The 15,337-nt window shown below is 60.7% G+C and carries 11 protein-coding genes; 5 read left to right on the top strand and 6 right to left on the bottom strand.

Annotated features, from left to right (window positions below):
- Window positions 1–131 precede the first annotated feature (131 nt).
- The 6 genes from JJ917_00445 to JJ917_00420 all read right to left on the bottom strand — a co-directional run bounded on the left by JJ917_00445 (window position 132) and on the right by JJ917_00420 (window position 6,648).
- Window positions 132–416, bottom strand: a complete 285-nt coding sequence (locus JJ917_00445) for a hypothetical protein (protein ID MBO6697274.1) — start codon at window positions 414–416, stop codon at window positions 132–134.
- Between the two features lie 12 nt (window positions 417–428).
- A complete protein-coding gene (locus tag JJ917_00440; GenBank protein MBO6697273.1) occupies window positions 429–1,694 on the bottom strand; it encodes a geranylgeranyl diphosphate reductase in 1,266 nt (421 codons plus the stop codon).
- Window positions 1,695–1,724: 30 nt separating this feature from the next.
- On the bottom strand, window positions 1,725–3,092 hold the full coding sequence (locus JJ917_00435; protein MBO6697272.1) for a BCD family MFS transporter: 1,368 nt from the start codon (window positions 3,090–3,092) through the stop codon (window positions 1,725–1,727).
- Window positions 3,093–4,022 (bottom strand): chlorophyll synthase ChlG, encoded by a 930-nt coding sequence (chlG, locus tag JJ917_00430; GenBank protein ID MBO6697271.1) that lies wholly within the window; start codon window positions 4,020–4,022, stop codon window positions 3,093–3,095.
- 100 nt (window positions 4,023–4,122) lie between these two features.
- Window positions 4,123–5,568 carry a transcriptional regulator PpsR gene (gene ppsR, locus JJ917_00425; GenBank protein MBO6697270.1) on the bottom strand — a complete coding sequence of 482 codons (1,446 nt, stop codon included), beginning with the start codon at window positions 5,566–5,568 and terminating at the stop codon, window positions 4,123–4,125.
- Window positions 5,569–5,607: 39 nt separating this feature from the next.
- On the bottom strand, window positions 5,608–6,648 hold the full coding sequence (locus tag JJ917_00420; GenBank protein MBO6697269.1) for a cobalamin-dependent protein: 1,041 nt from the start codon (window positions 6,646–6,648) through the stop codon (window positions 5,608–5,610).
- A 484-nt stretch (window positions 6,649–7,132) separates the two neighbouring features.
- Here JJ917_00420 and bchF point away from each other — a divergent pair, with 484 nt between their 5' ends.
- Genes bchF through JJ917_00395 form a run of 5 tightly spaced genes read left to right on the top strand, consistent with a single transcriptional unit; the run spans window position 7,133 to window position 15,324 of the window.
- Window positions 7,133–7,738: a 2-vinyl bacteriochlorophyllide hydratase gene (gene bchF / locus JJ917_00415; GenBank protein ID MBO6697268.1), complete on the top strand. Its 606-nt coding sequence runs from the start codon at window positions 7,133–7,135 to the stop codon at window positions 7,736–7,738.
- A 14-nt stretch (window positions 7,739–7,752) separates the two neighbouring features.
- Entirely contained in the window at window positions 7,753–9,024 is a 1,272-nt protein-coding gene (locus JJ917_00410; GenBank protein MBO6697267.1) for a ferredoxin:protochlorophyllide reductase (ATP-dependent) subunit N, read from the top strand.
- 3 nt (window positions 9,025–9,027) lie between these two features.
- The gene (locus JJ917_00405) at window positions 9,028–10,629 is read left to right on the top strand and encodes a ferredoxin:protochlorophyllide reductase (ATP-dependent) subunit B (GenBank protein MBO6697266.1); all 1,602 of its coding nucleotides are present in this window, start codon (window positions 9,028–9,030) and stop codon (window positions 10,627–10,629) included.
- The gene (locus tag JJ917_00400) at window positions 10,604–14,386 is read left to right on the top strand and encodes a magnesium chelatase subunit H (protein MBO6697265.1); all 3,783 of its coding nucleotides are present in this window, start codon (window positions 10,604–10,606) and stop codon (window positions 14,384–14,386) included. The genes JJ917_00405 and JJ917_00400 overlap by 26 nt, the downstream gene beginning before the upstream one ends.
- On the top strand, window positions 14,383–15,324 hold the full coding sequence (locus JJ917_00395; protein MBO6697264.1) for a ferredoxin:protochlorophyllide reductase (ATP-dependent) iron-sulfur ATP-binding protein: 942 nt from the start codon (window positions 14,383–14,385) through the stop codon (window positions 15,322–15,324). The genes JJ917_00400 and JJ917_00395 overlap by 4 nt, the downstream gene beginning before the upstream one ends.
- The last annotated feature ends 13 nt before the right edge of the window (window positions 15,325–15,337 follow it).

Below are 15,337 nucleotides of genomic sequence, written 5' to 3'. Positions count from 1 at the left end.
TCGAGTGCTTCAAAGCTCCATATAAATGTTGCAATGAAGATTACGTAGAAACGCCCAGGACACGTACAAGAAGCCGTGTCACGAATTCACAGAAAAGCCACAAAGAAACGTGCTCAGGCGCTCTTATAGCTTTACAAGCGACGGAACCGCAGCGCGATGTCTACAACATGGGCGATCCCGGCCGCCGCCAATACGCTGGCGGTCCAGGTCCAGGGCGCGTCAGTCAGCGCCAATCGCACGGCGAACATCAGCAAGGCGCCAGACAAGAGCGTCGGCCATAGCACCGACAGATGCGGCACGAACAAGCGCGGCGCAGTTGGGACAAACCGATAGAATATCAGAAACGCCAACGCCTCGAGCGCAACCAGCACCAGGATCGCATCGATCATCGCGCCCGATTGCAGAAATTCCGCCATGCGGTATGCGGGTTAGGCTTGCGGCTTTGGCGAGGCGCCACCGGAGTCTTTGGGTGCCGGCGCGACCAGCCCGAACAGATGGGCAAGGTCTTTGAAGAAGATGCGCGCATGGGCCATCGGATCGGCCTTGACCAGCTTCTTGTTCATGTAAGCCTGCCAGGTGAGCCGCTGGACATCCGGGTCCTCACAGATGGAGACAAACCGTTCGCGGCGTTTGTCGCTCGCGTACCAAAAGTGCTGCATCATGCCTAAGATCCAAAAAACCCGACCATGGGCTTTCATGAAGGCACGACGCGCACCGGTTAACGCACGCGCATCGCCAGTTTCCAAGAACTTCGCCGTGGCAAGCCCGGCCAACCGTCCGCCTTCCATGGCGTAATAGATGCCCTCGCCTGACGACGGTGCGACGATGCCAGCAGCATCGCCTGCCACCAGAACGTTCTTGCCATCGTCCCATTTTTTCAAGGGCTTCAGCGGGATCGGCGCGCCTTCGCGTCGCACGGTTTCGGCGCCATCGAGCCCGGAAATCTCGCGTAAGGTTTTGGTGGCGCCGCGCAGGGAAAAGCCCTTGTTGGCACTGCCCACGCCGATGCTTGCATGCTTGCCATGGGGAAAAACCCAGCCGTAAAAATCGGGCGACACCCGGCCCTGATAATAGACGTCGCACCGCGTCGGCTCGTAATCCGCGCCATTATCGTTGGCTTTGGGCGCCTTGACGATCTCATGATAGGCGAACACGCACGGCACGCGATCAGCATTCTTCACCGCCTGCTTGGCAACCGCCGAACGCGCGCCATCGGCGCCGATCAAGCCACGGGTTCGGACCGTTGCCAAAGGCGCATCGGGATCGGCGCTTTTCGGTCGAAAATGGACCGTTACGGTGCCATCATCGTTGCGGGAGAAATGATCGAACGTGCCATAAGCGCGGTCAGCACCGGCCAGTTGGGCGCGCTCGCGCAACCATTCGTCAAAATCTTCGCGATCGACCATGCCCACATAGCCACCTTCGATGGGCATCGGCACCTGGCGACCGGATGGCGCGACCATCAGCGCCGACTTGATACGCGCCACCAACAAGGCGTCAGGAATGTCGAAATCTTCCACGCAGCGCGGCGGAATGGCACCGCCACAGGGTTTGATGCGACCATCCTTGTCCATCAGGAGAACGTTCCAACCCTGTCGAGCAAGTTCGGTGGCTGCGGTCGCGCCGCAAGGACCTCCGCCCACCACCACGGCGTCATACGCGTCAGCAAGCGAGGCCGAGAGCGGGGTGGTCATTGCATCGGATTGAACGTTCGTTTCCATCGTCTAAGGGCCTCCAACGCCCGAAAGATAACCGTCGCCAGCGACGGACAGCCGGTTCCGCTGCTCGGCCACATGGTTCATGCCGATGCGCGCGGCGAGCAGTGCTGAAATCAAGAACACGATGCCTTCCAAGGTGAAGACGGTCGTGTAGGAAAAGGTGACCGAGCCGGTGAGCGCGCGGGTGATGTCGATACCCATGGTGCCAACCAGGCCGCCGAGGCCGAAGGCAATGGCCTGCGCCGCGCCCCAAAGCCCCATGCGCACGCCTTCGCGGTTTTTCCCGCCTTCCGACGCCAGGCTCATCATCGATCCGATGGCCGCGACAGCAAAAGCGCCATTGGCAAATCCCAGCGCAAATACATTGGCTTGTAGCGGCCAAACCTCGGCAAAGCGGCTCGACACGGCAAGGGCAAACAAGGCGAGCCCCGACGCGACACAGCCGCCAACCGTCCAGGCTTGCAGGCTGCCGAAGCGCCGCCCTTTGAAGCCCATGCCGGCCAACGCTACAACGATCATGCCAAGAAGCACGCCTCCATGCTGGGTGCCGGCAAGCTGCGTCGAAGCACCGGGCGTGTAACCGTAAACGGCGCCGGCAAAGGGTTCGAGGATCAGATCCTGCGTCGAATAGGCGAGCATGGACGCGAAGACGAAGATCGAGAAATTGCGTGCTTTTGGCTCGGCCCAGACTTCTGCAATCACCTGACGGAACGGCGGCTTCGCCTCTGCAGCAACGGAGGGTTCAACAACCGGCTTGCTTTGCGGCGCGCCTTCAAGGCCCACCACAGCAACAAGCGTCAGCGCAAAGGCAAGCGCGGAGACAATGGACGTCACCACCACAAGGCGGGTCATCGAGAAGGGGTCAAGCTGACCGCCTGCGATGGCGGCCGTCAGGATGAAGCCAACGATCATCATCACCCAGACAATCGTGGCGGCAGGCGCCCGTCGTTCGGGTGCAACGCGCACAGCAAGCAGCGTGAGTAAGGATGTGCCCGACGCGCCAACGCCGACGCCGATGGCGACAAAGGAAAGCGTTGCGGCGATCAGGCCCAGAACCGTGTTCGACGCCATCAAGGCAACGGACAACGCCGCCGTAACGCCCCCAAGGGCGAGAACGGCCATGCCGCCAATGATCCACGGCGTGCGCCGGCCACCCATATCCGAGCCGTAACCCCAGCGCGGGCGCGATAGCTGCACCGCATAATGGATGCCGACCAGAATACCTGGCACCATCGCCGGCAACATCAGCTCCACCACCATCACCCGGTTGAGGGTCGAGGTGGTCAGAATGACAATGGCGCCAAGGGCAGTTTGCACCAGGCCGAGGCGCACAATGCCGAGCCAACCGAGAGGTTTCACGTCCGTCGCAGCCATCTAGAGGCCTCCAAGGATAAGGCCGCGCACGGCAAACGCACTGATCATCATGCCGGACACGTAGAGCGTCGTTCCGGTGGCGTTGTAAATCGCAGCATTGCGGTAGGGTTCCGCCAGCAAGCGTTCGGTGTTGAGAAGATAGCGGATCATCAGCGCGACCTGCGCCAGGAGGACCACGACGATGGCCGCGGCGAATATCGGCTTGCCCCAGGCAAGCAACAGACCGATCACCACGACTTGCGGCAGCGCCATCACCCAGCAAGCAAGTTTGGCAGCACCGGACGCGCCAAGCTGCACGGGTAGAGAATGCACACCCATCTGCTTGTCGCCTTCGATGGCCTTGAAATCATTGAGCGTCATGATGCCATGGGCGCCGATGCTGTAGAGCACGGCGAGCGCCACGATGCGCCAATCGGGAAAGGCAGCCATGAGCGCAGCAGCACCGGTGAACCAGGCAAGGCCCTCATAGGAGAATCCAACAGCGGCATTGCCCCACCAGCCATTCTCTTTCAGGCGGAAGGGCGGTGCGCTGTAAGCCCAGGCAAGCACCAGACCGACCACCGTCGCGACGACGACCCAAGTGCCGAGCAGCGATGCCACAAGCAACGAAAGCCCGGACCAAAGGATGGCGATGTAGAGCCCCCACCGGCCGGGGATGCGCCCGGAGGGGATTGGGCGATCGGGTTCATTGATGGCATCGACGTGGCGATCATACCAATCATTGATCGCCTGGCTCATGCCGCAGACCAAAGGGCCGGCAAGCACGATGCCAAGCAGCGCAAAGGCCCAGGATTGGGTGATGGAGACGCCGGAGGAAATCACCCCGCAGGAGAAGGCCCACATTGGGGCAAACCAGGTGACCGGCTTCAGCAGCTCCAAGACAGCCAGAGGATCGAGCCGTGTGCTCGCCGGTTGAGCCGGCGCAGGCATGGTTAAGCTGCTGCGTTTCATGGGAGCAGGCTACGCGCCCGACCAAAAAGTGTCAATTTTATTTGACGCTTTTTGCTGTCATTTTTCTAGGAAAAAGGGATCAGCTTTCGCCGTTGTCGTTGGTCAGATCGCCAAGCCCAAAACGGTGCATTTTCGCGTAGAGGCTTTGCCGCGAAACACCTAACATCTGCGCCGCCGAGGCGCGATTGTCGCCAGTCAGTTTCAGCGCCGCCTCAATGCATAGCCGCTCAACCACGTCCGTCGTCTCCCGCACCACTTCTTTCAGTGGCATATGGCCGATGAGATCGGTCAGCTGTTCGGCTGACTGCGCCGGGAAACCCGTGATCGGCGTTTCGTCTGACGACGTCCGCACCGACCGGCGCAACACCAAACCGTAGAGCGTGCCCGCATCGCCAGGTACGGCTACGGCAGTGATTTCAACGTCTTCAGCCGAACCAAGCTCGCCGCGCAACACCGTTGGGAACCGCCGCACCAAGCCATGCTCGCGAACATTGGAGAGCAGCACGGTCGCATCAACGCTCGATCGCTCAAACCAGGTGTCAATGGCCACATCGTTGATCTGTTCGTAGTTGGCCGCCTGCACCAACTCCAAGAAAGCAGCGTTGGCGCTTTGCACCCGTCGCTGCTCGTCGATGATGACAAAGCCTTCCGGCAGACGGTCGATCACCGCCATGATACCTTCCGACCCCGCGGCCGAGACGCTGGTCTGAAGATCAGCGCGTGGCAAGAGGCGAACGAGAATGTAGGTCACGTCGGCCTGGCGGAAGAGCGAGGCCTTCAGTTCCAGCCCACCGGTGGACTCGCTTGTGGCGTTGGCGATCGCCTCGGCCCGGCCGACCGATTGCGATGTCGCCAGAAGCGCCCGCACGGCTTCACGGTCCTTGGCGCCGAACACATGGCTGGCCCGCCGCCCGACGATCTTCGCGACCGGCACGCCCAACAGCGCAGCAGCGGTGGGGTTAGCATCGGTTACGGCCATTGTGGACGCATCGATGATCAACACGGCCTCGCCAACGATCTGGAACAACAGCCGGTAACAGGCTTCAGCTTGGCGCAGGCGCGTGTATTCGCGCTCCATGGAGATCTGCGTGTTGACCAACCGCTGTTGGAGACGGGCGAGCCCCCGCATATCGCGACCAAACAAAACGATGCGGCCATCCTCGCCAAGACGAACCGCCATACAGTTCATCGGCAGCGACTCGCCGCTCTCGCCAACGAAGTTCAACTCGCGGCGCCGAGAGACGAGGCCTGAGCTGAGCTCGCCAAACATGATCTCGATTTTGTTGCGGCTGTCTTCGGCCACGCAGGCACCCAGCGGACGCCCGATCCAGCCATCAATGCCTTCGCCAGTCAGCTCTGCGCCGGAATAGGCCATGTCAAGAACAGCGCCATCGCTGTTGAGAACCAGCGTCAGGTCGGCGGCGGCTGACAGAAGATTGGCGGCAACGCTGGCGTCCATTGCCCCCAGATGGTTTTCAGCGTCATTGAAACTTCGGGCGATGTTGGGGCTAAGCAAAGCATCCACCAGGTTTCGTTGGACTGATCACAACCCGCGCTCCGTCGGTCAATTGTAGGGCCGTTGTGGCGCCATGCGCGCAACCATGCGTTCGATCTGGTCCAACCCTTCGCGCCCATCGCGGGCGATAAGGTCGGCATCGAGCATGCGCGTCGACATATTGGCTTCCTGTATTCCGTAGCCCCCAACGATGACCAGCATTTTGGGGTTCAAAGATTCACTGCGGCATGCCTTTACAAGGCTTTGGCAGGCTTGCAAATCGTTTACACTGCCAACCGACAGACCCAAGACGCTGTAACGGGTGGAACGCACCGCATCGAGCACGGCGTTCCATTCGTTCGTTGCAGGGCTTCGGACGGTCCAGCCGGACCGCCGGAACAATTCCTTGACGATCAGCAGACCAAAAACGTGTTGATTGCCCGGCATCGGCGCGAGCAGAGCCGAGCGATCAACGGATGAAGACTGCCGTACAGACCCTGCTGGCCCAGCACAATGCAGAATCACCTGTTCCAGCCCCGAAAGGCCAATCGTGACGTCGCAGAAGCTGCATTCATCGCGCAACCACATGGCGCCAAGTTCACGCGCCGTCGGCGCGCACAAATCCAAAAGCAGGTCCGGAACGGCATGCCCGCCGGACACCTGTGCATCAATAAACCGCTTGGCAACGTTGGCATCGAACGTGATCAGCAACTCGGCAAACGCGCTGACATCGGCCTTCGTCACCCGGAGCGGATCGACGGTCAAAACATCATCGTCGCCAGCCTCGTCCAACGGCGCGCCAGACCAAGTGACGCCACCTGAACGCGAACCTTCATCGACCGAATCGCGCAAAATACTCTGATGCGCCAAGAGCAGGCGGGGAATGACCTCCCCCTCAATCGTGTGAATCAATCCATCGACCGATGCGGCGGGCGAGGATGCTGCAGATTCTTGCAGTGCGATAGATCGCTCTGAGGCAGCCGCCTTGGACCCGACGACAATCCGCCCGTCGAAAGGGACCGGGGGATCGCCGGCCACCGGCACACCATTGATGCTGCCTTGCGGCTGCCGCGTGCGCTCCGAACGCCCCTTATCTTGCATAGTCGCCATACCACTGCTCCCCGTCGGCTGATCGGCGCCTCTACCGTCGAAGCGCCTATCCGCGTGCTATTGCTGTGTCAGCGCCCAGCGATCAGCCCAAAAGCCTTATCGCCGACGCCCTTATGCACTTCAGCCAGACAGGAAATCAAAGGTCCGCTGCCCGACGATCCGCCCTAGATGCGGACCTAAATTTCTGGCCGTCCGGTGAAGGAGCGGCCAATGCGAATGGCCTAAGGCAACCCACCCAGCTGGCCAACACTTATTTATTCCGATTCGTCAAAAGTACGCGTTATTATCGACTTGTTGTTTTTGGTGCGGGCTGCGCACATTAAAGTCCCGCACGCCTTTTCTCCCGCAAAAATCCATTAGTGTCAAATAATTTTGACGTACAGTCTAATTGACAGATTGGACATCCAACTCCTAGATTGTGCTTCAAGACGGGCGTTCGTTCGTCGCGCCACAAAGGCACAAAATCGGGAGAGCGCGGCACTTCATGACAAGGCAATTCGGCACAGGACCAGCCTTCGCGCCGAACGCGTCAGCCGGGTCGGTTGAGGCGGCGTCTGCACTCACGCGCGACCGCTCACCCACTGCCAAAAAAGCGTCAAGCCAGCTTTACACTCCCGAGCAACGCGCCCGTCGCGACACCACACCATGGACGTTGGTTCAAGGTATTCTGGCGCCGGTCCAGTTCCTTGTTTTTCTTGTCAGTTTGGCGCTTGTCATCCGCTATCTGGTGAGCGGCGAAGGGTTCGCGTTGGCGACCTGGTCGGTCGTAATCAAGACCCTCGTGCTCTATACGATCATGATCACCGGCGCGATTTGGGAGAAAGTGGTTTTTGGCCGCTATCTCTTCGCTCCGTCCTTCTTCTGGGAGGACGTGTTTTCGATGCTCGTGCTGGCGCTGCACACGGCCTATTTAATCGCGGTCTTTTTCGACCTTCTGGGCGCGCAAGGGCAGATGCTTTTGGCGCTTGCCGCCTATGTCACCTACGTGATCAACGCCGCACAATTTGTGTGGAAACTGCGCCAAGCGCGCCTTCAAAGCCCGACAACGCCTCCTGCCAATCCGTCTTTTTCGGTGGGAGCGGCATCGTGAACGAGCTTTCACCAATCCAATCAGGCCAGAGCGCTGGCTGTCTTGAGCGGCCGATTCTGCGTGAGCGAGGCCAACGTGAAGTCTTTTGTGGACTAACCGGCATCATCTGGCTGCACCGCAAGATTCAGGACGCGTTTTTCCTCATCGTCGGGTCGCGCACCTGCGCCCACCTTATGCAGTCGGCAGCCGGCGTTATGATCTTCGCTGAACCGCGCTTCGGCACCGCGATCATGGAAGAGAAAGACCTGGCCGGTCTCGCCGACGCCAACGAAGAGCTCGACAAGGTTGTCGCACGGTTGGTGGAGCGTCGCCCCGATATCAAGCTTCTTTTCCTGGTGGGTTCGTGCCCGTCTGAAGTGATCAAACTTGATCTGGCTAAGGCCGCGCAGCGTCTGTCGGGCACCTACGCGCCAGATGTGCGCATTTTCAACTATTCCGGATCCGGCATCGAAACTACCTTCACCGAGGGCGAAGATGCCTGCCTGGCCTCGCTCGTCCCAAGCCTGCCAGAAGCTGGCGAGGCAGCCGCCGATCAACTGCTTGTTGTCGGGGCGTTGGCCGACGTGGTGGAGGACCAGTTCACCCGCCTTTTCGAAGCGATGGGCATAAAGAACGTCAACTTCCTGCCGGCGCGCAACGCTGGCTCGATGCCTGCTGTCGGTCCGGGCACACGGTTCCTGCTCGCCCAACCTTTCCTGACTGAAACCGCCCGCGCGCTGACCCGCCGTGGCGCTGTGCACCTGCCCGCGCCCTTCCCCCTCGGCGCGCAAGGCACGACGGCATGGCTGAAGGCGGCGGCCGAAAGCTTCGGGGTCGATCACGCGCTCTTTACCGAGGTCACGGCTGCACCCAAGGCTCGGGCGGAAAAGGCCCTCACCCACTATCAAGAGCAATTGACGGGCAAGAGCCTTTTCTTCTTTCCCGATAGCCAGTTAGAAATCCCGCTTGCCCGCTTTCTTCATGCCGAGCTTGGCATGGTCCCCTTGGAAGTGGGCACCCCCTTCTTGAACAAGGCGCTGATGGCGCCGGAACTCGACGCGCTGCCGGACAATGTGCTGGTGAGCGAAGGTCAGGATGTCGATAAGCAGCTTGATCGTTGCCACGACCAGCGCCCGGATATCACCGTCTGCGGCTTGGGCCTTGCCAACCCGCTTGAGGTGGAAGGCCTGACGACGAAATGGTCTATCGAGCTCGTCTTCACGCCTATCCAAGGCTACGAGCAGGCCGGTGATCTGGCCGAGCTTTTTGCACGCCCGCTGGTCCGTCGAACACGGCTGGAGGTCTAGGCGATGCAACTCACCGTCTGGACCTATGAAGGCCCGCCCCATGTCGGCGCGATGCGCATCGCCACCGCGATGAAGGGTCTGCACTATGTGCTGCACGCCCCGCAGGGCGACACCTATGCGGACCTGCTGTTCACGATGATCGAACGGCGCAAAGAGCGTCCGCCGGTTACCTACACAACCTTCCAGGCCCGTGATCTGGGCAAGGACACCGCCGAACTATTCCAGAGCGCAGCACGCGATGCCTATGCCCGCTTCCAGCCGCAAGCGATGATCTGCGGCGCAAGCTGCACGGCCGAACTCATCCAGGATGATCCAGGTGGCCTAGCTAAGGCGATGGATCTACCAATCCCGGTGATTCCGCTGGAGCTGCCCTCCTACTCCAAAAAGGAGAATTGGGGCGCCTCGGAAACCTTCTACCAACTGGTGCGCGGCATCGCCGGTGCGCAGGCCCCGGAACCAGGAACTGCTCGCTCGCCACGGCCCGAAGGCCAGCGCCCATCGGCGAACATACTTGGACCGACTGCACTTGGTTTCCGCCACCGCGATGATGTCACCGAGATCACAAAGCTGCTGGGCAGCCTCGGCATCGACGTCAATGTAGTCGCACCGCTCGATTGCACCCCGGCTGAATTGGCCAATCTGGGTGATGCTGACTTCAACGTCGTCCTTTATCCTGAAATCGCTCGGACCGCCGCCGACTGGCTGAAACGTGCTTTCGGCCAACCGATGACCAAGACCGTGCCCATCGGCGTCGGTGCCACCAAAGCGTTCATCGCTGAAGTCGCTGAGATCATTGGCGACGATGCCGACGCTTTGCTCGCCAACGAGCAAAGCCGCCTGCCCTGGTACTCCCGGTCCATCGATTCCACCTATTTGACCGGCAAACGCGTCTTCATCTTTGGCGATGCCACGCACGCTCTGGCCGCTGCCAAGGTGGCCGAAAGCGAAATGGGCTTCAAAGTTGTCGGCCTTGGCACCTACAGCCGCGAATTTGCCCGCGACATCCGAGCTGCTGCCAAAGACTATGGCGTCGAGCCGCTAATCACAGACGATTATCTAGAGGTTGAGCAGGCCATCATCGAGGCGACACCGGAACTGGTGCTCGGCACGCAGATGGAACGCCACATCGCCAAGCGCTTGGGCATTGGCTGCGCGGTGATCTCGGCTCCCGTCCATGTTCAAGACTTCCCCGCACGCTATTCCCCCCAAATGGGTTTCGAAGGCGCCAACGTGCTCTTTGATACCTGGGTGCATCCGCTGGTGATGGGTCTGGAAGAACATCTGCTGGGCATGTTCCGCGATGACTTCGAATTCTCTGATGCCAATGGCCCGTCGCACCATGGCCACGCCCCATCTCGGACCACGCAAGAGCCTGAAACAGCGCTTGCTGCGGCACCTGTTCAGGACGCCGCCAACACGCTGATGGATAGCCCCGCCGACATGCCAACCGGCTGGACGGCGGAAGCCGAAAAGGAACTGAAGAAAATTCCATTCTTCGTGCGCGGAAAGGCGCGCCGCAACACGGAAACATTCGCCGCCGAGCACGGGCTTGCGCAGATCACTTTGGAGACGCTCTACGATGCTAAAGCTCACTTCGGCCGCTGACGGCACGCCTGTGAAGGTGGTGATCGTCACGCTGGACAATCATTTGTCCGGTGCGGTCGAGCGCGCCCAAAAGATGCTGCTGCGCGAGATGCCCGGCGTCTCCATTGCCCTGCACGCGACGTCGGAATGGGGTGACAATCCCGACGCGCTGGAAGCCTGCAAAAACGATATCGCCACTGGTGACATTATCCTCGCCACCATGCTGTTCATGGACGATCAGATCCAAGCGATCCAACCGGCGCTGGAAGCGCGGCGCGACCGCTGCGATGCGATGATCGGCATGATGTCGGCTGGTGATGTGGTGAAGCTCACCCGCGTCGGCCAGTTCGACATGAGCGCTAAACAAAATGGCGCCATGGCGCTGCTGAAGCGGCTGCGCGGATCAAGCAAAAAGCCTGGCGAACAAAGCTCCGGTGCCAAGCAGATGGCGATGCTCAAGCGTCTGCCAAAAATCCTGCGCTTCATTCCGGGCACCGCGCAGGACGTGCGCGCCTATTTCCTAACGCTGCAATACTGGCTCTCGGGTTCGGACGAAAACGTTGCCAACATGGTGCGCTTCCTGGTGAGCCGTTATGCCGCTGGCCCGCGCGAAAACCTGCGCACGTCGGTCAAAGCCGACATGCCCGCCGACTATCCCGAGGTCGGCATCTACCACCCGGATCTTCCAACCCGTGTGACCGAAACCGATGCAGGCCTTCCAACGCCGCCAAAGGCGCGCGGCACGGTCGGGCTCATCCTGATGCGCTCCTACCTGCTGGCCGGCAACACCGCCCATTATGACGGGGTGATCCGCGCCATTGAGGCGCGCGGCTTGAAGGTCATTCCGGTGTTCGCCTCCGGTCTCGACGCACGTCCGGCGGCGGAGAAATTCTTCGTCAAAGATGGCCGGCCCATCGTCGATGCCATGCTCTCGCTCACCGGCTTTTCGCTGGTCGGTGGCCCTGCCTACAATGATGCCAAGGCTGCTGAAGAAATGCTGGCTGGCCTGGATGTGCCCTATCTTGCCGCTCACGCCATCGAGTTCCAGACCTTGCAGGACTGGGCCAAATCCAACCGCGGCCTGATGCCGGTTGAGTCGACCATTATGGTCGCGATCCCCGAGCTGGACGGCGCCACCGAACCCACTGTCTTTGGCGGACGCGTCGATCCAGCCGGCGATGCGTGCACCGGCTGCCATAAGGCGTGTGACTTCTGCGATCCGGAGCTCGCCAAACTGATGCAAGTTTGCTCAGAGCGCGCCGAACGCTTGGCCGTGCGCGTCGATCAACTGATAACGCTGCGCCGCTCCGACCGTGAAGACCGCAGGGTCGGCATCGTGCTCTTCAACTTCCCGCCCAATGGCGGCAACACCGGCACGGCCGCCTATCTCTCGGTTTTCCGCTCGCTCTACAATGTTCTGCAAGGCCTTGAGGACGAAGGCTATGACGTGGAAATGCCCGAAAGCGTGGATGCGCTGCGCGAGGCGATCATCACTGGCAATGCCGGACAGTATGGAACGCACGCCAATGTGCATGCTCGCATCCCGGTTGATGATCATGTGCGCCGCGAACCCTATCTGAAAGAGCTGGAAGCCGTGTGGGGACCCGCCCCCGGCGCGCAGCAAACCGATGGCCAGTCGATCTTTGTGCTGGGCGCACAGTTCGGCAATGTCTTTGTCGGCGTGCAGCCTGCGTTCGGCTACGAGGGCGACCCGATGCGCCTGCTCTTCGAGCAGGGTTTCGCGCCAACCCACGCGTTTTCCGCCTTCTATCGCTGGATGCGCGAGGACTTCGGCGCTGAGGCCTATCTGCACTTCGGCACCCATGGCGCGCTGGAATTCATGCCCGGCAAACAAACCGGCATGTCAGGCAAGTGCTGGCCAGATCGCCTGATCGGCGATGTGCCGAACTACTATCTCTATGCATCCAACAATCCGTCCGAAGGCATGATCGCCAAGCGCCGCGCCGCAGCCACGCTGATCAGCTATCTGACGCCACCGTTGGCGCAAGCCGGTCTCTACAAGGGCCTCAATGAGCTGAAAGCCTCCATCGAGCGCTGGCGCGGCATGGACGATGTGACGGGCAGCGAGGCGCAAAGCCTGGCAACGCTGATCCAAACGCAAGCCGCCGAACTGGACCTGGCCGACGAAACTCCGGCCTGGGATACGAATGCCGGCGCGCAGATCATCGCGCTGCAAGAGGCAGTGCTAGAGCTGGAATACACGCTCATCCCGCACGGCCTGCACATTGTCGGCGAGCCGATGAGCGAAGCCGAGCGCGCCGACATGATCCAGGCCATCGCCGAGTCGGCGCACGGGCTGGAACTTTCCCAAGATGACGCGCTAGCCGTCGTGATGGGCGAGGACCCGGCGCAAGAGATCGATGCTGAAACGCTGAGCGCTCTGGCCAAGACCGATGCGCTTCTCTGCGAAGATCATGAGCTGAAGGCCATCATCCACGCGCTCGACGGCGGCTTTATCGCACCGGCGCCGGGCGGTGATGTCGTGCGCACGCCCGAGGTTCTGCCCACCGGTCGCAACATTCATGGGTTTGATCCGTTCCGCATCCCCTCGGCATTCGCCATGGCCGACGGCGCCAAACAGGCCGATCGTCTACTCGCCCGCTACAAGGAAGAGACCGGCGCGCTGCCAACCTCCGTCGCGTTGGTGCTGTGGGGAACCGACAATTTGAAGACCGAAGGCGGCACGATTGCCCAAGGGTTGGCGCTGATGGGTGCGGCACCGCGTTTTGACAGCTATGGCCGTCTTTGCGGCGCGCAGCTTACCTCACTGGAAGAATTGGGGCGCCCACGCGTTGACGTGGTGATGACTCTATCCGGCATCTTCCGCGACCTGCTGCCACTGCAAACGAAGATTCTCGCTGAGGCTGCTCTTCTCGCCGCGCAGGCCGATGAACCGCTCGACCAAAACCCCATCCGCGCCCATGCTTTGGCCTATGGCGAAAAACATGGCTGCGGCATGGAGACGGCAGCCTTGCGCGTCTTCTCCAACGCCGATGGCGCCTATGGTTCCAACGTCAACAATCTGGTGGAGTCCGGCACTTGGGACGACGAAGACGAGCTGGCCGAAACCTATGAGCGCCGCAAGAGCTTTGCCTATGGCGCATCGGGCAAGCCCGTCCAGCAAGCTGCGCTGCTGCAATCGATGTTGGCGGACGTTGATATCGCCTATCAGAACCTCGACTCCGTCGAGCTGGGCGTCACCACCATCGACCATTATTTCGATACGCTCGGTGGCATCAGCCGCGCCGCAACCCGCGCGAAGGGCGATGCGATCCCGGTTTACATCGGCGATCAAACACGCGGCGAAGGCAAAGTGCGTAGCCTCTCAGAACAGGTGGCGCTGGAAACCCGCACCCGCATGCTCAACCCCAAATGGTACGAGGGCATGTTGCAGCATGGCTATGAAGGCGTGCGGCAGATCGAAGAGCATGTGACGAACACCATGGGTTGGTCGGCCACGACTGGTCAGGTGCAGCCTTGGGTCTACCAGCAACTCACCGAAACTTACGTGCTCGACCCTGAGATGCGCCGCCGTTTGGCTGACCTCAACCCAACCGCATCTGCCCGTTTGGCTGGCCGTCTGCTCGAAGCCCATGAGCGCGACTATTGGCAGCCTGATGACGCCGTTCTCGATGCCCTGCGCGATGCAGGCGAAGAGCTGGAAGATCGCCTCGAAGGCATCGGCATTCCCGCCAATGACACAACTCATCAACAAACCGCCGCCGGCCAATCGCTCGGCATGGAGGCTGCAGAATGAACATCGTGACCCCACCGCCAACCGGCACCAAGACCACGCTGCTGGATCGCTCGCCCAAGGGCTTCTCCACCGGCCATGAGGACGGTGAAGGCTCAGTCCAGGTGAAGATGGATCCGGCGATGACCATCGACACCGCCAAGGTTTTTGCGGTTTACGGCAAGGGCGGCATCGGCAAGTCGACCACCTCGTCGAACCTCTCGGTTGCTTTTTCGAAACTGGGCAAGCGTGTGCTGCAGATCGGCTGCGATCCGAAGCATGACAGCACGTTCACGCTGACCAAAAGCCTCTGCCCGACGGTCATCGACGTGCTGGAAGAGGTAGATTTTCACTCCGAGGAACTGCGCACCGAAGACTTCGTGTTCGAGGGCTACAACGGCGTCATGTGCGTTGAAGCTGGCGGCCCACCTGCCGGCACCGGCTGCGGCGGCTATGTGGTCGGCCAGACAGTGAAGCTCTTGAAAGAGCATCATTTGCTGGAAGACACCGACGTCGTGATCTTCGATGTGCTGGGTGATGTGGTCTGCGGCGGGTTCGCTGCCCCGCTGCAGCATGCCGAAAAAGCACTCATCGTCACCGCCAACGACTTTGACTCCATCTTCGCGATGAACCGCATCGTCTCGGCGATCAAAGCCAAATCGAAAAACTACGATGTGCGTGTCGGCGGCGTGATCGCCAACCGGTCCAAAGCGACCGATGAGATCGACCGGTTCAACGAGGTTGTCGGTCTGGAACGCGTCGCGCACCTGCCGGATCTGGATGAAATTCGCAAATCACGTCTGAAGAAACGCACGCTGTTTGAGATGGATGAAACGGACGCTGTTCTCGCGGTGCAAAAAGAATATCTGCGCTTGGCGGCCAGCCTGCTGGTTGATGACACCATCTGCGATCCTTCACCGATGAAAGACCGCGATATCTTTGACTTCCTGGGATTTGATTGATGCAGGAAACCGC

The sequence above is a fragment of the Hyphomicrobiales bacterium genome (assembly GCA_017642935.1).
Lineage (GTDB): Bacteria > Pseudomonadota > Alphaproteobacteria > Rhizobiales > MH13 > MH13.
The sequence above is the reverse complement of the archived record's forward strand: the minus strand, read 5'-3'. Positions and strand labels throughout refer to the sequence as shown.

Coding starts and splice junctions, on each gene's coding strand:
- JJ917_00435 (MBO6697272.1), bottom strand. CDS start 3,092: ATGGCTGCGACGGACGTGAAACCTCTCGGTTGGCTCGGCATTGTGCGC.
- bchF (MBO6697268.1), top strand. CDS start 7,133: ATGACAAGGCAATTCGGCACAGGACCAGCCTTCGCGCCGAACGCGTCA.
- JJ917_00445 (MBO6697274.1), bottom strand. CDS start 416: ATGGCGGAATTTCTGCAATCGGGCGCGATGATCGATGCGATCCTGGTG.
- JJ917_00440 (MBO6697273.1), bottom strand. CDS start 1,694: ATGACCACCCCGCTCTCGGCCTCGCTTGCTGACGCGTATGACGCCGTG.
- JJ917_00420 (MBO6697269.1), bottom strand. CDS start 6,648: ATGGCGACTATGCAAGATAAGGGGCGTTCGGAGCGCACGCGGCAGCCG.
- chlG (MBO6697271.1), bottom strand. CDS start 4,022: ATGCCTGCGCCGGCTCAACCGGCGAGCACACGGCTCGATCCTCTGGCT.
- JJ917_00395 (MBO6697264.1), top strand. CDS start 14,383: ATGAACATCGTGACCCCACCGCCAACCGGCACCAAGACCACGCTGCTG.
- JJ917_00405 (MBO6697266.1), top strand. CDS start 9,028: ATGCAACTCACCGTCTGGACCTATGAAGGCCCGCCCCATGTCGGCGCG.
- JJ917_00400 (MBO6697265.1), top strand. CDS start 10,604: ATGCTAAAGCTCACTTCGGCCGCTGACGGCACGCCTGTGAAGGTGGTG.